Annotated in this window: 23 protein-coding genes and 2 pseudogenes; 17 read left to right on the top strand and 8 right to left on the bottom strand. The window is 59.3% G+C overall.

Annotation, left to right across the window (positions count from 1 at the left end):
* Positions 1–976: 976 nt before the first annotated feature.
* The 9 genes from MA07_RS03575 to MA07_RS03535 all read left to right on the top strand — a co-directional run bounded on the left by MA07_RS03575 (position 977) and on the right by MA07_RS03535 (position 8115).
* Positions 977–1753 (top strand): glucose 1-dehydrogenase, encoded by a 777-nt coding sequence (locus MA07_RS03575; protein WP_036347078.1) that lies wholly within the window; start codon positions 977–979, stop codon positions 1751–1753.
* Between the two features lie 217 nt (positions 1754–1970).
* Positions 1971–2633 carry a hydrolase gene (locus MA07_RS03570; protein ID WP_036347076.1) on the top strand — a complete coding sequence of 221 codons (663 nt, stop codon included), beginning with the start codon at positions 1971–1973 and terminating at the stop codon, positions 2631–2633.
* Between the two features lie 96 nt (positions 2634–2729).
* The gene (gene wrbA, locus MA07_RS03565; RefSeq protein ID WP_036347074.1) at positions 2730–3329 is read left to right on the top strand and encodes an NAD(P)H:quinone oxidoreductase; all 600 of its coding nucleotides are present in this window, start codon (positions 2730–2732) and stop codon (positions 3327–3329) included.
* A 20-nt stretch (positions 3330–3349) separates the two neighbouring features.
* Positions 3350–3784, top strand: coding sequence for an ester cyclase (locus MA07_RS03560; protein WP_036347072.1), 435 nt, complete (start codon positions 3350–3352; stop codon positions 3782–3784).
* Between the two features lie 46 nt (positions 3785–3830).
* Complete coding sequence (locus MA07_RS03555) at positions 3831–4601, top strand: SDR family oxidoreductase (RefSeq protein WP_036347069.1); 771 nt, start codon at positions 3831–3833, stop codon at positions 4599–4601.
* 191 nt (positions 4602–4792) lie between these two features.
* Complete coding sequence (locus tag MA07_RS03550) at positions 4793–5239, top strand: DoxX family protein (protein ID WP_036347066.1); 447 nt, start codon at positions 4793–4795, stop codon at positions 5237–5239.
* Positions 5240–5304: 65 nt separating this feature from the next.
* Positions 5305–6258 carry a zinc-binding alcohol dehydrogenase family protein gene (locus MA07_RS03545; RefSeq protein ID WP_052002805.1) on the top strand — a complete coding sequence of 318 codons (954 nt, stop codon included), beginning with the start codon at positions 5305–5307 and terminating at the stop codon, positions 6256–6258.
* A gap of 276 nt (positions 6259–6534) precedes the next feature.
* Positions 6535–7449 carry a pirin family protein gene (locus tag MA07_RS03540; RefSeq protein ID WP_036347063.1) on the top strand — a complete coding sequence of 305 codons (915 nt, stop codon included), beginning with the start codon at positions 6535–6537 and terminating at the stop codon, positions 7447–7449.
* A 69-nt stretch (positions 7450–7518) separates the two neighbouring features.
* The gene (locus MA07_RS03535) at positions 7519–8115 is read left to right on the top strand and encodes an NADPH-dependent F420 reductase (protein ID WP_036347060.1); all 597 of its coding nucleotides are present in this window, start codon (positions 7519–7521) and stop codon (positions 8113–8115) included.
* 408 nt (positions 8116–8523) lie between these two features.
* Here MA07_RS03535 and MA07_RS03530 read toward each other — a convergent pair whose 3' ends face one another.
* Positions 8524–8880 carry an Atu4866 domain-containing protein gene (locus MA07_RS03530; RefSeq protein WP_081928757.1) on the bottom strand — a complete coding sequence of 119 codons (357 nt, stop codon included), beginning with the start codon at positions 8878–8880 and terminating at the stop codon, positions 8524–8526.
* Between the two features lie 13 nt (positions 8881–8893).
* Positions 8894–9622 carry an SDR family oxidoreductase gene (locus tag MA07_RS03525; protein WP_036347058.1) on the bottom strand — a complete coding sequence of 243 codons (729 nt, stop codon included), beginning with the start codon at positions 9620–9622 and terminating at the stop codon, positions 8894–8896.
* A gap of 364 nt (positions 9623–9986) precedes the next feature.
* Between MA07_RS03525 and MA07_RS03520 the strand changes: the two genes are divergently transcribed.
* From MA07_RS03520 to MA07_RS03505, 4 genes are all read left to right on the top strand, one after another.
* Positions 9987–10904 carry an AraC family transcriptional regulator gene (locus MA07_RS03520; protein ID WP_036347055.1) on the top strand — a complete coding sequence of 306 codons (918 nt, stop codon included), beginning with the start codon at positions 9987–9989 and terminating at the stop codon, positions 10902–10904.
* A gap of 171 nt (positions 10905–11075) precedes the next feature.
* A complete protein-coding gene (locus tag MA07_RS03515) occupies positions 11076–11825 on the top strand; it encodes an SDR family oxidoreductase (protein WP_036347052.1) in 750 nt (249 codons plus the stop codon).
* Between the two features lie 65 nt (positions 11826–11890).
* Positions 11891–12439: a flavin reductase family protein gene (locus MA07_RS03510; RefSeq protein WP_036347050.1), complete on the top strand. Its 549-nt coding sequence runs from the start codon at positions 11891–11893 to the stop codon at positions 12437–12439.
* Between the two features lie 65 nt (positions 12440–12504).
* Positions 12505–12801, top strand: a complete 297-nt coding sequence (locus MA07_RS03505; RefSeq protein ID WP_036347048.1) for a DUF1330 domain-containing protein — start codon at positions 12505–12507, stop codon at positions 12799–12801.
* Between the two features lie 315 nt (positions 12802–13116).
* Here the strand turns inward: MA07_RS03505 and MA07_RS03500 are convergent, their stop codons facing one another.
* Complete coding sequence (locus tag MA07_RS03500; RefSeq protein WP_036347046.1) at positions 13117–14031, bottom strand: LysR family transcriptional regulator; 915 nt, start codon at positions 14029–14031, stop codon at positions 13117–13119.
* Positions 14032–14135: 104 nt separating this feature from the next.
* Between MA07_RS03500 and MA07_RS03495 the strand changes: the two genes are divergently transcribed.
* The 3 genes and pseudogenes from MA07_RS03495 to MA07_RS03485 all read left to right on the top strand — a co-directional run.
* Positions 14136–14684 carry a hypothetical protein gene (locus tag MA07_RS03495; RefSeq protein ID WP_052002804.1) on the top strand — a complete coding sequence of 183 codons (549 nt, stop codon included), beginning with the start codon at positions 14136–14138 and terminating at the stop codon, positions 14682–14684.
* The gene (locus MA07_RS03490) at positions 14624–14923 is read left to right on the top strand and encodes an Atu4866 domain-containing protein (protein WP_052002809.1); all 300 of its coding nucleotides are present in this window, start codon (positions 14624–14626) and stop codon (positions 14921–14923) included. The genes MA07_RS03495 and MA07_RS03490 overlap by 61 nt, the downstream gene beginning before the upstream one ends.
* 69 nt (positions 14924–14992) lie before the next feature.
* A pseudogene (locus MA07_RS03485) lies at positions 14993–15753 on the top strand (IS481 family transposase); the annotation flags it as partial.
* Positions 15754–15992: 239 nt separating this feature from the next.
* On the opposite strand, the gene MA07_RS03480 reads toward MA07_RS03485, so the two are convergent.
* The 4 genes from MA07_RS03480 to MA07_RS03465 all read right to left on the bottom strand — a co-directional run bounded on the left by MA07_RS03480 (position 15993) and on the right by MA07_RS03465 (position 19870).
* Positions 15993–16691 carry an MBL fold metallo-hydrolase gene (locus MA07_RS03480; RefSeq protein WP_244445147.1) on the bottom strand — a complete coding sequence of 233 codons (699 nt, stop codon included), beginning with the start codon at positions 16689–16691 and terminating at the stop codon, positions 15993–15995.
* Between the two features lie 221 nt (positions 16692–16912).
* On the bottom strand, positions 16913–17917 hold the full coding sequence (gene pdxA / locus MA07_RS03475; RefSeq protein WP_036347039.1) for a 4-hydroxythreonine-4-phosphate dehydrogenase PdxA: 1005 nt from the start codon (positions 17915–17917) through the stop codon (positions 16913–16915).
* Between the two features lie 29 nt (positions 17918–17946).
* The gene (locus tag MA07_RS03470) at positions 17947–19221 is read right to left on the bottom strand and encodes a four-carbon acid sugar kinase family protein (protein WP_152568705.1); all 1275 of its coding nucleotides are present in this window, start codon (positions 19219–19221) and stop codon (positions 17947–17949) included.
* Positions 19222–19318: 97 nt separating this feature from the next.
* On the bottom strand, positions 19319–19870 hold the full coding sequence (locus MA07_RS03465; RefSeq protein ID WP_081928756.1) for a helix-turn-helix domain-containing protein: 552 nt from the start codon (positions 19868–19870) through the stop codon (positions 19319–19321).
* A gap of 115 nt (positions 19871–19985) precedes the next feature.
* Here MA07_RS03465 and MA07_RS03460 point away from each other — a divergent pair.
* Positions 19986–20608, top strand: a pseudogene (locus MA07_RS03460) (IS6 family transposase).
* A 159-nt stretch (positions 20609–20767) separates the two neighbouring features.
* Here MA07_RS03460 and MA07_RS03455 read toward each other — a convergent pair.
* Positions 20768–21646: methyl-accepting chemotaxis protein (locus MA07_RS03455; protein WP_244445146.1), on the bottom strand; the 879-nt coding region annotated here is incomplete at its 5' end.

The raw sequence follows: 21646 nt of genomic DNA, 5'->3' as shown, positions 1-21646 counted from the left end.
TGCGCGAGAAACCTTCAGACCTAGCATCTGACCCGTGCGACCTGGCGGTTCACTTAGGCGACGCAGAGTGGGCCGGCATGATGGGCGAGCAACTATTTGAGAGCCCATTGATTGTCTGCGCGTCGCCTCGCTATGCAGATGCTAGGGGTACTCCGACTACGCCGCATGAGCTGTGCGTGCTGCCGCACACTTGCCTCGTAGATGTAAGGGGCAATGGTCGACGCAATTCCCAATGGGCTTTCCGAAACGGCTACGAGAAAGTTTCAGTTGAAGGCGAGCGGCGGCTGACCTGCAGCACGCCCATGACGGTGCTCGCGGCTGCGCTAAGCGGAATGGGTATTGCGCGGCTGCCGGGTTTTTTGGTGGAAGAAAGTCTCGCAACGGGTCGTCTTGTTCGCTTCCTTGATGACTGGCATGCAGGTCTCACCTCCCCATTTATCTACTTTCCAACGGGTGCCGCACTAACACCTAAAACCCGAGTTCTTGCCGACTTCCTCCGTCGGCGGGGACGTGAGATGGGACACTCGCCCGACCGCGGACGCGTCATAGGTCGAAGCGTCAAAGCCGACGCCGTTGCTGCGTAAGAACAGCTGCTGTTTCGTCAGCTACCCTGCGTGTTTACACTAGGCGTGGGCTCTTGTACCCCCGCAGGGCTGCTATCGCACGCTTGAGTTCCTCGCCGCACGCAGGAGAGACGGCTCTCAAACGGAGTTATCGTTTGTTCACTCTCGCGGACACCGGCTTCTAGGCAAGGCATCGAGTAGCGGCGGCCCTTCAGCATTCCCCGAACATAATCCACATAAGGACCATGCCACTACAAGGCCCTACCCAGGATCCGATGCTGCACGGTTACGTGACAGCGGCTAGAAACTTCCCCACATGTTGCTAATTCGTCAACCCGCTATTGACCAGTCCGCGGTCGCCACCCCGCTCGACACATGTCTAGCTCTGAAAGTTCAGGGAGAGCTTTCAAGCAATGAAAACAAGCAACATTCTTGCAGGAAAGGCGGTTCTGGTTACCGGAGGATGTAGCGGGATCGGCCAAGCTATTGCCGTCGCTGCCGCACGTCACGGTGCCAAGGCGGTGATTGTGTCGGACACGACCGATTGCCCGCGCGATGGAGGCGAACCCATCACCACGCGGATACTAGGTCTGGGTGTACCTGCTCGCTTTCGATACGCCAACGTCGCCAAGCGCCGGGACAATGACGCTCTTGTCGAGACCGCAGCCGAGTTCGGCGGGGTCGACGTCATGGTTCTCAACGCTGGCATTTCGTTACGTTCAGACGGCGCAGACGTTACCGAAGGAGATTACCGCCGCCTGATGTCCAACAATCTCGATGGCATGCTGCTGGGCGCCCAGGCGGCGGCATGTCAAATGCGGCGGCTTGGCAAAGCGGGAAGTATAATACTGATCTCGAGCATGGGCGGCATCGCAGGTTGCGGCAAAACAGTTGCGTACTCTACCAGCAAAGGCGGCGTTGAGCTGCTCGCGAAAGCGCTCGCCCATGCGCTCGGACCAGATGGTATCCGTGCCAATTCCGTCGCGCCAGGAGTAATCGACACAGGGATGCTCCGCACGACTCATGAGGTTGCCGCTGCGGCCGAGAGCTTCCGCCAGCGAACGCCACTCCGGCGACCTGGTCAGACGTCAGAGGTCGGCGACGCGGTTGCGTTCCTTGGCTCAGATCTGTCGGGCTACATCAGCGGAGTCACATTGTGTGTGGATGGCGGTTTGCTCTCTGCTGCTTGATCTTACACACCGGACCGCATTGCCGCAGCGGAGTAGCTTCGCAGATACTCCGCCGTTCTTTGTACGAGCCTTCCGAGCTTGCGCCGAGGTCAACACCACGATGATCAAAGCGCGCTCGCATCATCACTGAAGGCAAATTAAACCTTTCTCATCGGTCGATCAGAAGCACCTCATGGGAGCCCTGACATGATCGAGCCCTGCAAACCGGAGAATAAACATGAGCCTCGCACCATTCCCGAAAGCTGGCCTTGAAGCCATGCTGACATCTGACAACTGTGCCCTCATTCTGATCGACCACCAGCCCTTCCAGGCAAACGGTGTCAAGAACATCGATGTTGCACTGATGATTAACAACGTCGTTGCCCTTGCAAAGACTGCGAAGGCGTTTGGTGTTCCAACCTTGCTCACCACCGTCATCAAAGACCGTGGTGGCGATATCTTCAAGCCGCTTCAAGATGTTTTCCCGGAACAGGTTCCGATTGACCGAACTGCCATTAACACTTGGGAGGATGCGTCTTGCGTCGAGTGGGCTCGCAAGACCGGCAAGAAGAAGCTCGTATTTGCGGCACTCTGGACCGAGGTATGCTTGGCCTTCCCGGTGATCCATGCGCTGGCCGACGGTTACGAAGTTTACTTTGTCACGGACGCATCCGGTGGCACTACGCAGGAGTCCCATGAAATGGGGATTCAGCGCATGATCCAAGCTGGAGCTGTTCCACTCACGACAATCGTCTTTATGTCCGAGTTGCAGCGCGATTGGGCGCGTACTGACGATGCAGCTAAAACTGCTAAGATCATCCTGGAACATGGTGGCGCTACCGCGACGGCGCTCGCCTGGGAATACCAACTGTTGGCAGGAGCACCCGCCAAAGCGGCATAGGGCCTATCATTAGCGGCGCTTGTTTGGCTTCTACACTGTTCACTAGAGAACAAGCGCCGCCTCCTCAAAGGAATCTTCGGCTCACAGGATGATGCCATGGCGAAAGTTTTGGTCCTCTACTACTCTTCTTACGGTCATATTGAGACTATGGCGCACGCCATTGCTGAAGGTGCCCGCGGTACAGGTGCTACAGTTGACATAATGCGCGTTCCCGAGACTGTCCAAGACGAGATCGCCCGCAAGGCTCACTTCAAGTTAGATCAGCGCGCCCCCGTCGCCACAGTAGCCGACCTGGAGAAATATGACGCAATTATTGTTGGTACAGGCACACGCTTTGGACGCATGTCCTCACAGATGGCCGCTTTTCTCGACCAAGCGGGCGGCCTTTGGGCCCGTGGCGCACTTAACGGTAAGGTTGGGGCAGCATTCACCTCATCAGCCACGCAGCACGGGGGCAACGAGACCACACTCTTCTCGATCATCACAAATCTCTTGCACTTTGGCATGACCATCGTCGGGCTGCCGTATAGCCACGCCGGTCAGATGACGGTCGAAGCAATCGTTGGCGGCGCGCCTTATGGATCTACGACCATAGCCGGCGGCGATGGTTCGCGTCAGCCATCTGAGATCGAGTTATCAGGTGCCCGTCATCAAGGTGAGCTTGTTGCAAAAACGGCCATCAAGCTGTTCACGTGAACTATCAAGGAGTTAGAACAATGAATACGGATATCAGCCAATCCGCTATCGCTGTGGTGCGCCGGAACACCGAAGACGTCCAAGGCAAGGGTGACTACAACCTCTTCGAGCAACTCTTCGCTCAAGACTTTGTAGATCACACGCCTCAGCCTGGAGGCACACCGGACCGTCAAGGCGCTTTGCGCCTTTACAAAACGTTACGAAGCGCCTTCCCAGATTTCCACGCCGTCATTCATTGGCAGGTAGCCGACGGCGATCTCGTAACGACGTATAAGACGTATCATGGAACACACGAGGGATCCTTCCTCGGTGTTGCTGCCACCGGCAAGAAGATCTCATTCGAAACGGTGGATGCCATGCGTGTGCGCAATGGCCAGATTGTGGAGCACTGGGGTGTGGCTAACCTCTATAAGCTGATGGAACAGCTTGGTGCCGTGCCCATGGCCAGAGCCTGAGCCTTTGTGTCCCTTTGCTCTGCCTGTAGAATAGACTGGATCCACAATGAGCAATCTCTTGAACGGCAAGGTGGTCGTTGTCACTGGGGCATCCAGTGGCATTGGACGGGCCATCGCAACACGAGCAGCCGAACACGGAGCTAAAGCGGTCATAGTCTCAGATTTGACCGAAGCCCCGAGAGAAGGCGGTGAACCAACCGCAAGCGTTATTGAAGCGCTCGGAGCGAGCGCTCGGTACGTGAGGACCGATGTTAGTAAGCGCGCTGATAATGACGCTCTGCTGACCGTAGCTGACGAGTTCGGCGGGGCTGATGTCTTTGTCGCCAATGCTGGTATCACCCTCCCAACAGACGGCGCAGATGTGCCGGAGGAGGATTATCGCCGACTCATGTCCGTCAACTTGGATGGTGTACTCTTCGGAGCTCAAGCTGCCGCGCGGCAGATGAAGGCTCGAGGCAAGGCTGGAAGCATCGTATTGATGGCCAGCATGGGAGGCATCGCTGGCGCCGGGATTACCGTGGCGTATTCGACCAGCAAGGGAGGTGTGGTCCTCATGGCCAAGTCACTCGCTGACGCCCTCGGGCCAGATGGTATCCGGGTAAACGCCGTCGCCCCAGGGACGATCGACACCTTTTTATTGCGCACGTCGCCTGGCATAGCCGAAGCGGTGGAGGGTTTTCGCCAACGCACCCCGCTGCGCCGCCTTGGCCAACCCTCGGAGATAGGCGACGCCGTCGCTTATCTCGGCTCAGACTTGTCTAGTTATGTCACAGGCCATGTCCTTGTTGTCGACGGTGGGCTACTCGCGGTGATCTGATCAAGACCATGGGTGCCAAAGTTGCGTGTTCCCGCCACCGCACTCAAACAACGCAGCATCCGCACCGGTGCGGCCTCATTCAAAATTTTCGTGCAGGTTCAATCGAGTGGTCCGCGCATCATCCTCATGCCAGGCTATTCTTACCAGCAGCACACCCCTTCGGTGCGCCGCTCAAATAAAAGGAGCATCAAATGTCTTCCGTTACACTCTCACACAGGATCTCTACCGTGCCCTCTAGCAGGATCCTCATAACAGCGGTGCCAACATTCGGTCGTGCTTTGATCGCGACGATCTTCTTGCTGTCTGGCATCAGCAAGCTCATGGCCCCTGCCATGACGATCAGCTACATCGAGGCAGTGGGCCTACCGTTGCCAAGCATCGCTTACGGGGCAGCTGTCTTGGTTGAGATTGCTGGAAGCCTTGCACTGGTAGTGGGCTTCCAGACCCGCCTCGTTGCCTTGGCTTTAGCAGGCTTTTCGGTGATCACCGCTGTGGCTTTCCACGCCAACCTTGCCGATCAGAACCAGTTCATCCACTTCTTCAAAAACGTCGCTATGGCGGGCGGCCTGTTGCAGGTTCTCGCTTTCGGCGCTGGCCCCCTGAGCTTCGACGGTTGGCGCCGCCACTCCAGCAGGTAGTACGGACTGCAAGTCTGCCCCAACTTTAATTGCCGAGTACCCCCGTTGTCCCAAGGAGCATAGCTATGCCATCTATGAGAGCTCTGCGTTTCGAAGCATACGGGCCACCATCTGCCTTGTCTCTCCAGGATATACCTGTTCCGAGCCTTAACCCGGGCGAGGTGCTCGTGAAGGTGCATGCCACCGCAGTCAATCCTAGCGATGTTAAGATCGTATCAGGCCTCTTCAGCGCATCACTGCCATCCACTCCGGGTCGGGATTTTGCCGGAACTGTCATAGCTGGGGACACCTGGATTGGCAAAGAGGTTTGGGGCAGCGGAGCCGGGTTCGGGTTCCACCGGGCTGGTGCTCATGCTGAATACGTCATCGTTCCTGCTGACTGGCTTTCCGCAAAGCCCACGGCGCTCTCGATGGAACAAGCAGCTTCGATTGGTTCCGCATTTGTCGCTGCTTGGTTTGCTCTCATGACTGCTGGCGCACTTCAAGGCGGCGAGACCGTCCTGATTACGGGCGCATCTGGTGCCGTCGGCCAAGCAGCAACACAAATCGCCCATTGGAAGGGTGCCAAGGTGGTTGGAGCTGATATTATTACAAGCCAAGGCTGGCCGGACTATTTCATCGATGCAAAACGCCAAGATTTAGTCACGGAGGTCCAATCGTGGACTCACGGCAAGGGCGTCGACCTGGCTCTGGATGCCGTCGGTGGATCAATGTTCGAGCCGACCCTTCGGTCTTTGAGATTAGGCGGCAGACAAGTCGCGATCACGAGTGTCGGCACCACACGCGTGGAATTCGACTTGGCTGACTTTTACCACAAGCAACTGCATCTAGTTGGTGTCGACACTGCAAAGATGAGCGGCGTCGAAATTGCAGCGATCCTGGACCAACTCCGAGACGGCTTCGAGACAGGGCAGCTTCGGGCGCCGCCGGTCAGAACGTGGATGTTGGAACAGGCTCGTGAGGCTTACACTGTTGTCGCCACGGGCAGCGCATCAGCCAAGCAAGTGCTTGTCTTGTGATCCACCAATTGCCGCGCTGGCGACGGCCCAGTACCAGGAGGCTTGAAGGCTCGATGACATGGCTGCTGGCAGATGCCCCCCAGTGGAAAGGGTGGGACCGGAAATGCCTCCGCACTCCCGAGTCTAGTACGATGGTGAATGAGTTAGTAGATCAGTTCACGCCCTTCTTTGCCAAGAGAGCCGAACATCAATTTGCAAAGTGTCGCTGCCTACCGGCGGCCCGATGCTGTGTAGATCCTTTTGAATCACGAGATCCAACATGGAAAGGACAATGCCATGACCGTTCAGTCCTATGCTGCCGAAGTCGAACAGATCATTCTGCCGGCCGTTCGCGATCTCGGCGATGGCTTCCAAGTGCGCCGCGCCTTGCCATCTATGCATCGCCGCATGGTCGGACCGTTCATCTTTCTCGACAGCTTCGGTCCCGTCGCTTTTCAAGCGGGTGAAGGTCTCGACACGCGTCCGCACCCTCACATCGGGCTTGCAACCCTGACCTACCTCATCGATGGCGAGATCCTGCACCGCGACAGCGAGGGCTATGTGCAACCGATTCGCCCTGGTGAAGTCAATGTCATGACGGCTGGACGCGGCATTGTGCACTCGGAACGGAGCAGCGAAACAACACGGGCCAGTGGCGGCGCGGTGTTCGGCTTCCAGAGCTGGGTGGCGTTGCCCACGGATCAGGAAGAGACATCCCCAGGCTTTCAGCACGCCGACGCCGGCGAACTTCCCCTGATGGAGGGAGAAGGCATAAGCCTCAGACTGATCGCGGGTTCATTGCATGGACGCACCGCACCGACACGCACCTACTCCGATTTGTTCAACGCCGATGTATCTCTGAATGATGGAGCGCGCCTGCGCATTGATGCGGAGCATGTCGAGCGGGCGGTTTACGTCATAAGCGGAGAGATTGAGGTCGCCGGGCAGACTGGGAGCTTCGGCAAGGACAGACTTGTCGTGTTCAAGCCCGGGGCGGAGATCGTGCTGCGTGCAGTCGGAGCCGCCCGCCTGATGCTGCTCGGCGGCGAGCCGCTGCCCGAGAAGCGCTACATCTACTGGAATTTCGTGTCGAGCCGCCGCGAGCGCATCGAGCAGGCTGCGCAGGACTGGCGCGATCGTCAGTTCCCCGGCGTTCCAGGCGAAACCGAGTTCATCCCTCTGCCTGACACCCCGCCTTTCCGGCTGAAGTGACACAATCGCGTCACGCTCTGTCCCGCAAAACTCACTGCCTTCCCAACTCTCCAGAAGGATCTCTGTGCCATGACCTATGCCATCATCGGCTCGGGCGCGATCGGCAGCGCTCTTGCTCGCCAGTTTGCCCGCAGCAGCATCGAAGTTCAGATCGCCAACAGCCGAGGGCCGGATTCCCTTGCAGATCTGGTTGCAGAGCTCGGATCGTATATAACTCCAACCACCCTGCCCGAGGCTCTGAAAGCGGATACGGTGATCCTCGCCATTCCCTTTATGGCCGTCGCCGACGCTGTCCAGGGTTCTGCGCAATGGAACGGCCGGATCGTCGTCGACGCGACGAATGCCATCGACTTTCCAGCCTTCACACCCAAGGATCTTGGAGGCCGCTCCTCGACGGAAATCGTGGCCGAGATGGTTCCCGGAGCACGGGTGGTCAAAGCATTCAACACCCTGCCGGCGGCCGTGCTGGCCAGTGATCCGGCGCAGGATGGCGGACGCCGCGTTCTGTTCGTCTCAGGCAATCACGCCAGCGCCAACGCTGACATCGCCAGTCTGATCGAGCGTCTCGGTTTCGCGCCGATCACGTTAGGCGGACTGAACCAGGGCGGACTGCTCCAGCAGTTCGGCGCACCGCTGGTCGCCCAGAACCTGATAAAGCTCAGGTGACATGTTCCAAGATTATCGTCTTCTGCCTCCTGAAGTCGCGCCTGTTAACGACCGCCTTTATAGGTCACAACTCCGCAGAACCACCCGTCCGGAGAGTGCGGAGCCAGACAAGGAAGGGCTCTTTCGGTTCGCGTCATGCGTGTGAGGTTATTTACGCCTGTTCGAGAATTTTATCTTCTTCTCCCGAACTTTAAGAAGCTGTCACTCAAGGCCATTTCGGGCAGAGGCTCCCGCGGATGAGAACGTCTAGGATAGCGAAACTCTTGTAATGCGTCTGGGTCGCACGTTACCTGAGATGTGACCTGCTGCTCGAGGTGACTGACATTGTTAACTACGCGGCAGCCCTACCCCGGCCGATGAGACAAGCCTCTCGGCTGGGGCATCCATTATCAGGATCGTTGAAGAGCGTTACTTCTCTCGGTATAGGATCATTCCAGCATGGTGCAGGACGCCATCGATGAACTCACCGTCCGCGGTAAATCCCGTATCATCCCAGTAGTAGATATGATTGCGCCGGATCTCATACCGTCCCTGATAAGCGCTCTTGCGGCTCCCGCGTGCCTCGTCATACCGGCCGTTCGGCAGAAGTTCGTGCCGGATGCGGCCATCCTTGGTGACCCACATCCCAACATATTGATGCTGTGGCATGCTTATTGCCTGTCCCTTGCTGGATTCATCCGTATTCGCTGGGCTACCCTGCGCTGGTTGCTCAACCCCCAGTCCGACGACTGTTGCAAAGAGGAGAGCAAGTGCCTTCCGGTTCATAACATCCTCCACATCAGTTGGGGCTCGCGGTGGGGCGGACGATGATCTCGCTGACGTCAACACCCTTCGGCTGCTCAATCGCGTAGCAGATCGCACCCCCGATAACAGACGGTTCGATAGCAACACTGCGATACTCCTTCATGACCGCGCGTGTGGCCTCATCAGAGATTGTGTCGGCGAGTTCACTGGTGACAACGCCGGGCGAAATAACAGTGACGCGGAGTCGATCTGTCTCCTGCCTGAGGCCGTCGGAGATTGCCCAAACGGCATATTTTGTGGCGCAGTAAACGGCAGCCGTGGGTGAGACGCGGTGCGCACCTATGGAGGCCACGTTGACGATATGACCCGCACCCCGAGCATTCATGGTGGGCAGAACTGCGGCGATGCCGTTCAGAACACCTTTGATGTTGACATCCACCATCTGATCCCACTCGTCGACCTTGAGGGCGCTGAGCGGGGACAAGGGCATAACACCAGCATTGTTGACGATCACGTCAATGCGGCCGAACTCATCGAGCGTGTTAGCGACAACTCGGGCAAAATCGTTGCGGGAGGTCACATCAAGCTGATGAGCTCGTGCGACGCCTCCGGACGCCTCGATTTCTTTTACCAAACTTGTGAGGCGGTCAGTCCGACGGGCGCCGACCACCACAACATGGCCGGCTTTGGAGAGCTCTCGAGCTGTTGCTTCGCCAATTCCGCTAGAGGCTCCTGTAATGAGAACAATCTTCTGATCCGACATAACGGTTCCTTTCGCTGTCTTGAGCCGCTTGGTTCCTGGGCCTGCGGCGCTGGTCCAAAGGCCCACGAACACAAAATAGCTCGTGCTACTGGATAGTTCGAGCTGCCAATGCTAAACACACTGGTTAGAGTTACTAACCAATGTGCCGGGAACTGTCTGGGGTTGCCGTTTTTCTTGCAGGTGCTGAACCGCCGTAATCTACCGCTCAAGCTGCGGGTGCTTGGAGACTTCTGCCAACGGAAGCGACGACAGTTCCGAGGGGAGTACATTGTGAAGAGATATGCTTGCGCAACAGCCTGCATTTGGCCCGCTGGCCGAAGCAAAAGGCCGCTAACTGTAGAATCCTAAGACGGGTCAACGCTTTATGTCGAACAGTGACCAATCAAGACCGGATCGTACAGCAGCGAGTGCACACGGGCAGTATATTGGCGGGCGTGTGATCGCGAGCGGCGACGGCCCAGCATGGCGCGACTTGTTTGTCGAGGTATTCTCCCACAACCATGTGGAGCGCCCGTTCTTGGTTCCCGCGGTTGCGGAGCCTTTGATCGTATGGGTGATATCCGGTGAAGCGAGAGTCGACGAACGGGATCCTGGGGGTGAATGGCTCTCAAGTCATGTCAGCGTCGGCGATTTCTTTCTCACACGTACCCCCAGCCCCTACGAGATGAAATGGGAAGCGCACGGCGACATGCCATTTCAGGTTATGCACGTCTACCTTGGCCTCCCGCTTTTTGAGCGGGTCGCGACTGAGATGCTGGGCAAAGGCGCCCCCCCTCCTACGTTGCGGGACGTGTCGGGGGGACGAGACGAAACAATATCTAACCTCCTTCGGCTTGTACACCTCGAGTTGCTGCGGGTTCGTGATCAAAGCCCTCAGTTCATCCAGGCCCTCGCTCAAAGCCTGGCTGTCCATCTCTTACGAACCCATGTGGATGACACTCAAAACAGCACGGTGAGCAATGCTCTGCCGGGCTTCAAATTGCGACGGGCACTAAGCTTTATGGAGGCTGGGCTCCATGAGGAGTTTAGCCTAAGCCACCTTGCACAGGAGGTGGGCATGAGCGAGTTTCACTTTAGTCGGCTATTCAAGAAGGCCACTGGGCTCTCGCCGTCTCGGTTCTTCATCAAGCGGCGGCTCGCAAAAGCCCAACAGCTTCTTCTTGAGACCGACATGAGCATCATCGAGATCGGCATGTCCGTCGGTTACTCCAGCCCAAGTCACTTTGCCCAGGTTTTTCGGCAGGAGATCGGCATGACTCCCAGCGAGTACCGCCGCCGGTAATCCCCATTCAACCTCGGCCGACCCTGCTTTCCCTGCTTTCGAGCAAAATCGCGACAGGCGGAGCAAGGCTCCGAGAGAAGTGCCAAGCACGTCTCGCTAAATTCCTCCTCGTTGGCCGGAACACTGAACTGTCACCACGGGCGGTGTTCCTCTCAATGAAGGAGATCAAACATGTCTAACATCACTGGAAAGGTTGCGCTCGTCACCGGAGCATCGAGCGGGATTGGTGCCGCAAGCGCCGTCAAGCTTGCAGCCGCAGGTGCAAAGGTCGGACTTGCCGCCCGCCGATCCGAGAAGCTCGAAAGGATCAAGTGCGAGATTTCCGCGGCCGGCGGCGAAGCACTCGTGATTGAAATGGATGTGGTCGATCCGACATCCGTCGAGGCTGGTGTGCAGAAGCTCATCGACGTATTCGGCTCGATTGACATCGTTGTCAACAATGCGGGTCTGATGCCACTCTCTGACGTCGACCAGCTCAAGACCGATGAATGGCATCGGATGGTTGATGTCAACATCAAGGGCCTTCTCAACACGACTGCTGCGGTCCTGCCCCAAATGATTAAGCAGCATTCAGGCCACATCTTCAACATGTCCTCGATTGCCGGCCGGAAAGTCTTCAAAGGCCTTTCTGTTTACTGCGCGACGAAACACGCAGTCACCGCCTTCTCCGACGGGCTTCGTATGGAGGTCGGCCAGAAGCACAACATCCGCGTTACCTGCATCCAACCAGGGGCTGTCGCAACAGAACTATACGATCACATCACGGACCCCGGGTACAGGCAGCAGATGGATGATCTCGCGAAGCAGATGACCTTCCTGGAGGCCGGGGACATCGGCGACACCATTGTCTTTGCGGCTGCGGCACCTGCCCACGTCAACGTCGCAGAACTCTTCGTCCTGCCGGTCGAACAAGGATGGTGATGACACTCGGCCGTACTCGGCCTCTCCGCGAGCACGCGGGGAGGCCGCTTAGGAAAGGACAGAAAATGAAACAGATTGCGGCTTCTCAAGCCTACCGCCTGCTGGAACCTGGACCGGTTGTTTTGGTCACAACCCAGTGCGAGGGCGTGGCCAACGTGATGACCATGGGCTTTCACATGATGATCCAGCACGCGCCGCCGCTCATCGGTTGCGTCATCGGCCCATGGGACCATAGCTACGAAGCCCTGAGTGAAACGGGTGAATGTGTGATCGCGATCCCAACTCTGGACCTCGCCGAAGCTGTCGTCGATATCGGCAATTGCTCCGGCGACCAGGTTGACAAGTTCCAGCGGTTCGGACTGACGAAGCGTCCTGGAAAAGCAGTATCCGCGCCACTCATCGTCGACTGTCTCGCTAACATAGAGTGCCGTGTTGCCGACAGGACCCTTGTCGACACATACAATCTCTTCATTCTGGAGGCGAAGGAGATCTGGATCGATGAAGACCGTACGGAAACACGGACGATCCATCACCGGGGCAACGGTAGCTTTATTGTAGATGGAGCAATGCTCAATCTGAGCGATCAAATGGCGAAGTGGCGGCACCTGCCATGAGGCACACCGCCAATACCTGGCAACCTTCTGTTCTGCAATCATCAGGCTTACTAAGGAGGACATCCATGTCTGCATATCTTGTCGTTGACCTTGATATCAAAGACCTGGCGTCCATCGCCGACTACCGCTCCAAGGCTTTGCCACTTGTGGCAAAAGCGGGGGGCCGCCTCATTGCTCTTGATGACGCTCCACTCGAACTCGAGGGATGGCACGCAACCAACATGTTGATCATCGAATTCCCGGACATGGAGGCGATCCGTAATCTGTTTGCCTCTCCGGAGTATGCGCCACTTGCGCGCCAGCGGCAGGCGGCCGCCGGCTCCCGGATTGTAGCGTTGCGTGGAGTCAAACGGCCGATCTAAGGGATTGAGACAGATCGTGCCCTGTGAAGGCCAGGGAGGTCAGCCGAGGCGATCTCCCTGGTAAGGAGCCAAGGTCCTACTGCGATGATCCCGCTACGAGGGTGTGAGAGGTGGCTGCTGCTCTGGCGTTCACGAAGAATTCAGGTGGGATGGAGCAGGCTTTGTCATCGGTCGCCCAACCGTACTCCCGGCCAAGCCCAGGATCCTAGATCCCTCTCAATCGTTGGACTTGGTCGGGTCTTATCTTACGGCGTCTCTTCCTGCCTGTAGCCGTTCCATCGACGCCTACAGCGCCTGGGCTGATGGTTTTGGATATCAGCGCAATCGACCACGACGTTCATCTGAGGAATGAGCCTTGATGTGGTCGATCAAGGCGCGCAGCTTCGGGGCCATATTCCGCCTGTTCGGGAAATAGATATAAAAGCCCGGGAACGGGGGCAGATAGGGCTCAAGCAAAGAGACGAGTGCGCCACTCTCAACATAGGGGCGGAAAGTCTCCTCAGTTGCGAAGGTGATGCCAGCTCCGGCCAGCGCACTGCGTAACATAAACCGCAAATCATTGGTCGTAATCTGCGGCTCAACCGAGACAGTGAAGGGAGTGCCGTTCTCCTCGAACTCCCATCGGTAAGGTGCGGCTTCCGGCGAGCTGCGCCAACCGATGCAGCGGTGCTGGGCCAGATCGCGGGGATGCTCCGGCACGCCCCGCGCTGCGAGATAGGCAGGAGCCGCGACGACAGCCTCTCTCACCTGGCCGCCGATAGGCACGGCGACCATATCCTGCTCGATGACGTCGCCTAGCCGTACCCCGGCATCGAATCCAGCCGCGACGATGTCGAATTCATTGTCCGTTACGGTCACGTCAACCGTCACGTGCGGATGCGCTTCGGCAAAGGTCGCGATCAGGGTGCCTGACAGAAATGGCTCCGCGATAGAGGTTACAGCGATCCTCAGCTTTCCGCGCGGGGATTGATCACCACCGACCCCTTCGAGCGCCTGCACGATATCTGACATCGGCTGACCGAGCGCTTCATAAAGCTGCTGCCCCGCCTCGGTGAGACGAACCGCCCGTGTGGTGCGTGTGACGAGCGTTGCGCCGAAGCTGTCTTCGAGACGCTGGACGCCTTGGCTGACGGCCGAGCGGGTGACGCCAAGACGGTCAGCAGCAGCGCGGAAGTTGGCTTCCTCGGCGACAGCGAGAAAGAGCGGAAGAAGGTTGTAATCAAGTCGCATTGTCAAGTCCGGCTAACCGCCCAGTCGAGCATTCGACAGATACCGGCATCATCGATCCTCGTCCATCTATTGCGTGTCACTCGACAACAGAAAGGACTATTGACATGAAAGCACTGCTCCTTACCGCCGGTTTGCTCGCTCTGGCTGGACCGGCCGCGGCCCAGACCTGCCCCCAAAACGGAAACGACGCTCCGCTCGCCCTCCACAAGGCGTGGATCATGGAAGGATGGGAGCGCAAGGAGGGTGATCGGCCCTTCGTCTTCGCTCAGAAGTTGAGCCGCTACTATGACCTGAACGCCCCCCAGGGCGTCTTCTACGACAACTTCGCCCCTGGCCCAACGCAGCTTTTCGACAACGCTGCCGTCTACGGTGCCAATTGGGAGGATCTGCAGAATGGTGCGCGTTCGGTTCTCCACGCGCTCACCGGCGGTCATGATCAGGTCGTGGGGGACAGGGTCGCCTCAACGACAATCGGCTTTGTCGGGAAGATCACCCGCCTGAACGGAGAGGTGGTCGCATTCGATGGGCGTTCCCAGCTCGGCTGGGTCTGCACCGAGGGTGCGTGGAAGATCCGCCAGGAGCTGAACTATGCCTGGGTCGTCAAGCCGGAGGATATTGCCCATTACTATCGGCAGACGGGAGAGGCGAAATGAGCGATGCCACCCATCCCTACGTTGGCCTGTGGGTGACGGCAGACGGCCATATCCGGCATGAACTGCTGCCGACCGGGCGCTATGTCGAGGCTCGCGGCGATCGTGAGCGTGCCTATGAGGGACGCTATGAGGTCAAGGCGAGCCACATCGACTATTGGGACGATACCGGCTTCACCGCAGACGGGGAGTTCATCGAGGGCATTCTGCACCATGCCGGTATGATCCTCTACCGGCAATAGTCGATGACAGCATACCTGCCGGGCGCGGATTTCGCGCCCGGTCCATCGAGATGAGACCAGTTTCTTGGCAAGCACACCCTGCTGCCGCTGGACGATTGCCTGTACGCCCTCCAGCCCACCATCCCGCACCTGACCCGCTCATCCCTGCATCGCTGTCTGCAGCGCCATAGCATCAGCCGCTTGCCTGAGGTGACCGGCGACAAGCCGGCCAAGAAGAAGTTCAAGAGCTACCCGATCGGCTACTTCCATATCGACATCGCCGAGGTGCATACGGAAGAAGGGCGGCTCTACCTGTTTGTGGCCATTGATCGCACCAGCAAGTTCGCCTTTGTCCAACTGCATGAGAAAGCCACAAGGCGGGTAGCGGGTGACTTCCTGAGGGCGCTGATTACGGCCGTGCCTTACAAAATCCATACGGTGCTCACCGACAACGGCACCCACTTCACCACACCCGGCAACATCAGTTCAGCCGCCCCTCTGATCAAAGAGGCCATGGAAAGAGGCGATCTTCCGGGCGCATTCGTTCGAGCTCGCCTGTGCCCAGAATGAGATCGATCATCGCCTACCAAGCCGCGCCATTCCTGGACGAACGGGCAGGTTGAGCGCATGAACCGGACCCTCAAGGACGCGACCGTCAGGCGCTACTACTATGACACCCACGACCAGTTGGGGGGCACCTGGGCGACTTCCTCGCCGCCTACAACTTCGCCCGAAGGCTCAAGACCCTGCGCGGCCTCACCCCCTACGAGTACATCTGCAAGATCTTTACAACCGAGCCTCAACGCTTCAGGCTCGACCCGCTCCACCAAATTCCGGGACCAAACATCTAGACGAAGCGCAGCCATCCCCGACCCACCTCGTTGTTCACGCTCTTGGGCTTGACTTGGTTCAGGTCCGAGCTGGGCGCTGCGTCCTGACGTCTGGCTACCTATTGGCTACCTGGAAGAAAACAGCTCAAAGGGCAGATGCCGGTAACCCTTTGATATTGTTGGTGAGCGCGCTGGGCCTCGAACCCAGGACCCTCTGATTATAAGTCAGGAAGTCTCGCCATAGGGTGCTCGGCGGCCATTCAGTGGCCCGGCAGGACCAGGATCTTCGGGCTCTTCGGCAATGTGGCGCGTGAGAGGGTGACGACAGCCGTGTCGCTGAACTCCACCGGAAAGTGCTTCCGGGCAGAGGCAAGAAAGCGGTTGAGCGTGGAGGAGCCGAAGAAGTGCATCGGGATCATCAGCGGGGCATTGATCGCCCGCAGCACCTCCATCATGTCGAACGTCTCCAGCGTGTAGCCGCCGTCCACCGGCACCAGCAGAACGTCAATGCGCCCGAGCTTCTTGAGGTGCTCGGGCGAGAGGGTGTGGTGCAGATGGCCCAGATGGGCGATGCACAGTTGGGCAGTCTCGAACACGAAGATGGAGTTGCCGTCGTACTCAGTCGCTCCGCCATAGCTGCGGATGTTGGTCGAGACATTGCGGATGCGTACATCCTGCACGGCCAGGTCGTGATAGGCAGGCCCCCCAGCTGGGTTCCAGCCCCTCAGCACATGCTTGATCCCAGGATCCGGATGGTAGCTGAAATGGGTGGAATGGGCCTTGTTCATGGTGGCCACATCAGGCGTGACGGGCGGACGCGTGCCGTCGCTGTAGTCAGTGGCAATCCGCACCCCTTGCGGGGTCTCGATCAGGAAGGTGGCGTGGCCCACAAACGTCAGGCCAACTACATCCTGACGTAACGCAGCCCACGAGAACAGAGTATCCTTGGAGGCGATCAACCCAGGGCAGCTTTCGGACCCCGCTGGGGTAGCAGATAATGGCGAACTCAGGCTTACCCAGATAGCGACCACCCAGGCGATTTGCATTAATCTTGTCACCGGCGCCTCCATCGTCCCAGGTCAGGACAGTCGTGAACTTTGAGGATGCTGGCAGAACATTGAAGATGTAGGCATTGGAAGTCGCCAGGCCACAAGCCGACGGCTCAGGAAATGGGAGGCCTTCAGGCAAGGGTGGTACGCTGCGGGGCCAGCAGCACGGCTTGATTGAGGGCCTCGAGCATGCTCCGCTCATCGGCCCGACCCGTTCCAGCGATATCGAAGGCGGTGCCATGGTCCACCGATGTGCGGATCATGGGCAACCCCACGGTGACATTGACGCCTTCCTCGATCCCAAGAACCTTGACTGGACCATGGCCCTGGTCATGGTACATGGCGACCACAAGATCAAAGTCGCCGCGTTGGGCGCGGAAGAACAGGGTATCAGCCGGAAGAGGACCTTCGACATGGATGCCGCGCGCCTGGAGTGCCTGCACCGCCGGCTCGATCTTCTGCTCCTCCTCACCATGGCCGAACAATCCGTTTTCGCCGGCATGAGGATTGATCCCGCACACCCCGATGCAGGGGCTGGCGATCCCCGAGCGCACAAGAGCCTCGTGCCCGCGCAGAATGGTCCGTTCGACCAGTCCCGGCTCGATCTTCGCGATGGCATCGATCAGGCCGACGTGGGTGGTCACGTGAATGACGCGCAGCTTCGGGGTCATCAGCATCATTGAGACTTCCGGCGTGTGCGTCAGTGCCGCCAGGATCTCGGTATGGCCCGGGAAGGGATGCCCTCCTGCGTGGAGCGCCTCCTTGTTCAGCGGGGCCGTGCAGATGGCATCGACCTCATTCGCTAAGGCCAGTGCGACCGCCCGCTCGATGTACCGGAACGCCGCATTGCCCGCGAGCGGGGACAGCTTGCCCCACGGCAGATCGTCGGGGATCAGGCCAAGATCGATGCAATCAACCGACCCATGCTCGAACGCAGCCTCCTTCGGACCTAACACAGGTCGAACGTTCAAGGAGGAGCCGACGATCTTACCAGCCTGTCGCAGGCGGTTGGCATCTCCGATAATCAGGGGCTCGCAGTGCTGGTATACCTTCCGATGAGCAAGCACCTTCATGATGATCTCGGGGCCGACACCTGCCGCATCGCCCATTGTGATTGCTATGATAGGCTGACTCATGCACGAACCCCTCAAGCCAAGTGCCTATATTACTCGCTCATAGTAAGATTGGAACAGTCGCTCCGACCACCTCGAAGGATCGCCCGGCAACGTTTCAATGTCGCGCGATCACCGAAGGCCCCGGCCTTTGTGATCACCGGGATAGCAATACTGCCGATCGATACTCCGATCGGTGTCCCAGGCTCGATCTCACCCTGCATTCTCAAGCCTGATATACCGGCTCGATCCAGGATCGCCCGTGCCGTCTCGCCGCCGGTCACAATAAGCCCGCCAACCTTGAAAAGGCGCGGGGCAATCAGCTCGGCCAAAGCTGCTGCAAGCTGTGGCCCCTCCTGAAAGTTGATTTCCTCACCGCGCATCGCGACTGCGACGTCTAACCCCGATCCCAAAGCCGCATCGAGTGTTCGGGCATAGGACTGCACCTGCTCCAGGGCGCTGCTCTCCCGAAGAGCAGATGGCAAAATCGTCAGGGACATAACACCCTGCTCCTCTGCCAACGCATCAAGCTGCGTGTGTGACACACTGGATGCACTGCCCACGACAACGAGAATGGGCCCTTCAGCCGCTGCCCAGGTTGGAGCTGATGAGGGTACGACCTCCCCCTCCCCAGTTGTGACGAGAGCCCGCATCAGGCCGGCGGAGCCGACCCACAGCGGCTTTCCCGGCAGCATGCGGGACGCGGCCGCAACAACGAGCATATCGTCCTGGGTCTGAGCGTCGCATACGACAACATCGCACCCGGCATATACCCACTTTGCGAGCCGCGTCTTGAGTGCCTCTGACCCGAGCGCGACCTGTTCGAGAGTGACCATTCCGACCCTGAATGCCGCATCCTCAAGGATGGCCCGCAGATCGCCGGAACCTGTCAGGCCCGCCTGCTTCCAGAGGGCGGTGGCCCCAAGCGGGTTGCCGTTGACGAACACCTGACCGTCAATCGTCGTGCGTCCCGCTCCGGGGAAAGCCGGTGCAACGATCACAAGAGGCGCATGTCCAAGGACGTTGGTTGCGGCTTGGCGGATATAAGCAAGCTCCGACGGCCAATTGCCGCGCAGAGTCGAGTCGATCTTATGATACAGTATGCGTGTGCTCTTGCTGTAGAGGTGTTGGACAGCTCCCGTAACGGCAGTTCCGGCCTCCTGAGCCGTCATGGCCCGGGAATTCACATCGACTGAGACAGCAGTTGCGCCGCCCAGATTGGCTTTTAGATCGAGGAGCACCACCGTGTTGGCACCCGCTGTGGCGCACGACACGGCGCAGTCTGCGGCACCGGTCAGGTCGTCAGCAATGATAAGAGTTGCGATCATCGACTGTCCGTCCACCAGAGTTGCTCGGGTCCATAGTTGCTTGCCACAGATGCACTCAAAAGACACGGGGCGGGTGCACGGATTGAGCTGCGCTACCTCAGACGATGCCCCAGGCGCGATAGCGGGTTCGCCCGGTAAGCTCCCTTGGCAGGGCGCCGCCAAGCTGGACCAGCATCAGGTCGACCGCCTTTGGCGTGACCTTCAGCAGCTTGGCCCTGAGCGGCACCGTCACCAGCGGGCGTGACAGGAACAACTCGACCAAGTCCGGCAGCTTCGAGTTCGAGCGGGTCCTGGCCGTGACTCGGCTCATCAGCTCACGGGCGAGGATCAGCCGGTCGAGATCCTTGTGGGCGAGGACAAGCGCCTCCTCCAGCACCTGGCAGAAGCCCTCCAGCTTCTCGGCAGCCCCTTCCCAGCCCTGAGGCGGGAACTTCGACTGCTTGAAGCCGGCCGCCAGCGGCAGCCCTGTCAGCCCTCTCGCCCGCAGGATTGCGGCGGCCATGATCAGGCCGATCCAGGTTAGGCGGTCGTAGAGGTTGAGATCGAGCCATACACTCCACGCCACCGCTGCCGCAGCAATGGTTGGCCAGGAACTGGTGCGCTTGACCACATCCAGCCACAGGTCCTCTGCCTCGGCTTCGTCACAAATTCGGAGAGGGGACGAGAGGAGAGCAGATGCGCGGCAGCGCGGTTAGGTGGCGAGCAGTTCAAACGGCATCGTCAACTTGATCGCAGAGTTACCTGGATCGAGCCACCCATGTGGGATGAAATCGACCCGTGCCTCCCATTATGCCCGCTACCCCTTCCCGGCCGAAGTGATCAGCTCCGCCGTCTGGCTGTACTTCCGGTTTCCGCTCAGCCTGCACATGGTCGAGGAGATGCTGGCCGCCCGAGGCCTCGAGGTCAGCCACGAGACCGTGCGGCAATGGGCGCTGAAGTTCGGCCAGGGCTTTGCCAACCGGATCCGCCGGCGTCTGCCAGCACCCGGAGACAAGTGGCACCTAGACGAGGTTGTGATCAGCATCGCCGGCCAGAAGCACTGGCTGTAGCGAGCTGTGGACCAGCACGGGGTTGTGCTCGACCTCCTGGTTCAGAGCCGGCGCAATGCCCAGTCGGCCAAGCGGCTGTTGCGCAAGCTCCTCAATAAGCAAGGCGTCGCACCTCGCGTGATGATCACCGACAAACTGGCCAGCTATCCCGACGACGGGAGCGGATCATGAAGCGCTTCAAATCAGCCGGTCAGGCCCAACGCTTTCTCTCGCCCCACGATCAAGTAGCTAACCTCTTCCGCCGCTCTACTCACTCCAAAGCCGCTAATCATTGCCGTGCCCGTGCTCGGGCGTTTCAGGCCTGGTCTGAGATAACCGGCGTCGGGACTGTCGCCTGATCCAGCCTCAAACCAGGGTACGCGCATCCTTCTCCGACAACTTGACGGTGCCGGGAAAGGAGCCGCTGGTGAGAGCGGCTCCTGCTTGAGAAGGTTTCCCCATGAGGATGCGAGCTGCGTGGGGCTGGCCCGGATCCGGCTCGGAAAGCTCCCAATCCTTTAAGCGGCTTTGACGCCTTGGAGGAAGTCCTGGACTTCTCGGGAGAGGTCGTTGGAGTGGCGCGACAGCTCCTGGGCGGCGCCCAGCACCTGGCTGGCCGCCGAGGTGGTCTCGCCGGCCCCCTGCTGCACGTCGTTGATGCTGCCGGTCACGGCTTCCGTGCCGCGCGCCGCCTCCTGCACGTTGCGGGCGATCTCGGCCGTGGCCGCCCCCTGCTCCTCCATGGCGGCGGCAATCGAGGTGGAGATCTGGCTCATCTCGGTGATCGTGCGGGCGATCTCCTGAATGGCCGACACCGTCTGCTGCGTCGCCTGCTGCACCGAGCCGATCTGGGCCGAGATCTCCTCCGTGGCCTTGGCCGTCTGCGACGCCAGCTCCTTCACTTCGGTGGCCACCACGGCAAAGCCTTTCCCAGCCTCGCCGGCGCGGGCCGCCTCGATGGTGGCGTTCAGCGCCAGCAGGTTGGTCTGGCCCGCGATGGTGTTGATCAGCTGCACCACGTCGCCGATGCGGCTGGCCGTGGAGGCCAGGTCCTGCACGGCCGCATCCGTGCGGCGCGCCCCCTGCACGGCCCGGTCGGCGATCTGCGACGACTGCGCCACCTGGGAGGCGATCTCCCGGATGGAGATGGACAGCTCTTCTGTGGCGGCCGCCACGGTCTGCACGTTGGCCGAGGTCTGCTGGGCGGCCGACGAGACGGTGACGGACTGCTGGGTGGTCTGGCTGGCCACTGCCGTCATGGTCTGGGCCGTGGCCTCCATCTCGGTGGCGGCGGAGGACAGGCCCTGGGTGAGGGCCGACACGTTGCTCTCGAAGCGCTTGGTGATCTGGTCGAGCATCTCGGCGCGGCGCATCTTGGCCTGGTTCTCGGCGTCCTG

It is taken from the genome of Microvirga sp. BSC39 (assembly GCF_000739015.1).
Taxonomy (GTDB): Bacteria; Pseudomonadota; Alphaproteobacteria; order Rhizobiales; family Beijerinckiaceae; genus Microvirga.
Note: the sequence above shows the minus strand (reverse complement) of the source record. Positions and strands in the feature narration are given on the sequence as shown.

What these genes read in the sequence shown, in the direction of transcription:
- MA07_RS03575 (WP_036347078.1), top strand. Translation starts at nt 977, where the DNA reads ATGAAAACAAGCAACATTCTTGCAGGAAAGGCGGTTCTGGTTACCGGA.
- MA07_RS03570 (WP_036347076.1), top strand. Translation starts at nt 1,971, where the DNA reads ATGAGCCTCGCACCATTCCCGAAAGCTGGCCTTGAAGCCATGCTGACA.
- wrbA (WP_036347074.1), top strand. Translation starts at nt 2,730, where the DNA reads ATGGCGAAAGTTTTGGTCCTCTACTACTCTTCTTACGGTCATATTGAG.
- MA07_RS03560 (WP_036347072.1), top strand. Translation starts at nt 3,350, where the DNA reads ATGAATACGGATATCAGCCAATCCGCTATCGCTGTGGTGCGCCGGAAC.
- MA07_RS03555 (WP_036347069.1), top strand. Translation starts at nt 3,831, where the DNA reads ATGAGCAATCTCTTGAACGGCAAGGTGGTCGTTGTCACTGGGGCATCC.
- MA07_RS03550 (WP_036347066.1), top strand. Translation starts at nt 4,793, where the DNA reads ATGTCTTCCGTTACACTCTCACACAGGATCTCTACCGTGCCCTCTAGC.
- MA07_RS03545 (WP_052002805.1), top strand. Translation starts at nt 5,305, where the DNA reads ATGCCATCTATGAGAGCTCTGCGTTTCGAAGCATACGGGCCACCATCT.
- MA07_RS03540 (WP_036347063.1), top strand. Translation starts at nt 6,535, where the DNA reads ATGACCGTTCAGTCCTATGCTGCCGAAGTCGAACAGATCATTCTGCCG.
- MA07_RS03535 (WP_036347060.1), top strand. Translation starts at nt 7,519, where the DNA reads ATGACCTATGCCATCATCGGCTCGGGCGCGATCGGCAGCGCTCTTGCT.
- MA07_RS03530 (WP_081928757.1), bottom strand. Translation starts at nt 8,880, where the DNA reads ATGAACCGGAAGGCACTTGCTCTCCTCTTTGCAACAGTCGTCGGACTG.
- MA07_RS03525 (WP_036347058.1), bottom strand. Translation starts at nt 9,622, where the DNA reads ATGTCGGATCAGAAGATTGTTCTCATTACAGGAGCCTCTAGCGGAATT.
- MA07_RS03520 (WP_036347055.1), top strand. Translation starts at nt 9,987, where the DNA reads ATGTCGAACAGTGACCAATCAAGACCGGATCGTACAGCAGCGAGTGCA.
- MA07_RS03515 (WP_036347052.1), top strand. Translation starts at nt 11,076, where the DNA reads ATGTCTAACATCACTGGAAAGGTTGCGCTCGTCACCGGAGCATCGAGC.
- MA07_RS03510 (WP_036347050.1), top strand. Translation starts at nt 11,891, where the DNA reads ATGAAACAGATTGCGGCTTCTCAAGCCTACCGCCTGCTGGAACCTGGA.
- MA07_RS03505 (WP_036347048.1), top strand. Translation starts at nt 12,505, where the DNA reads ATGTCTGCATATCTTGTCGTTGACCTTGATATCAAAGACCTGGCGTCC.
- MA07_RS03500 (WP_036347046.1), bottom strand. Translation starts at nt 14,031, where the DNA reads ATGCGACTTGATTACAACCTTCTTCCGCTCTTTCTCGCTGTCGCCGAG.
- MA07_RS03495 (WP_052002804.1), top strand. Translation starts at nt 14,136, where the DNA reads ATGAAAGCACTGCTCCTTACCGCCGGTTTGCTCGCTCTGGCTGGACCG.
- pdxA (WP_036347039.1), bottom strand. Translation starts at nt 17,917, where the DNA reads ATGAGTCAGCCTATCATAGCAATCACAATGGGCGATGCGGCAGGTGTC.
- MA07_RS03470 (WP_152568705.1), bottom strand. Translation starts at nt 19,221, where the DNA reads ATGATCGCAACTCTTATCATTGCTGACGACCTGACCGGTGCCGCAGAC.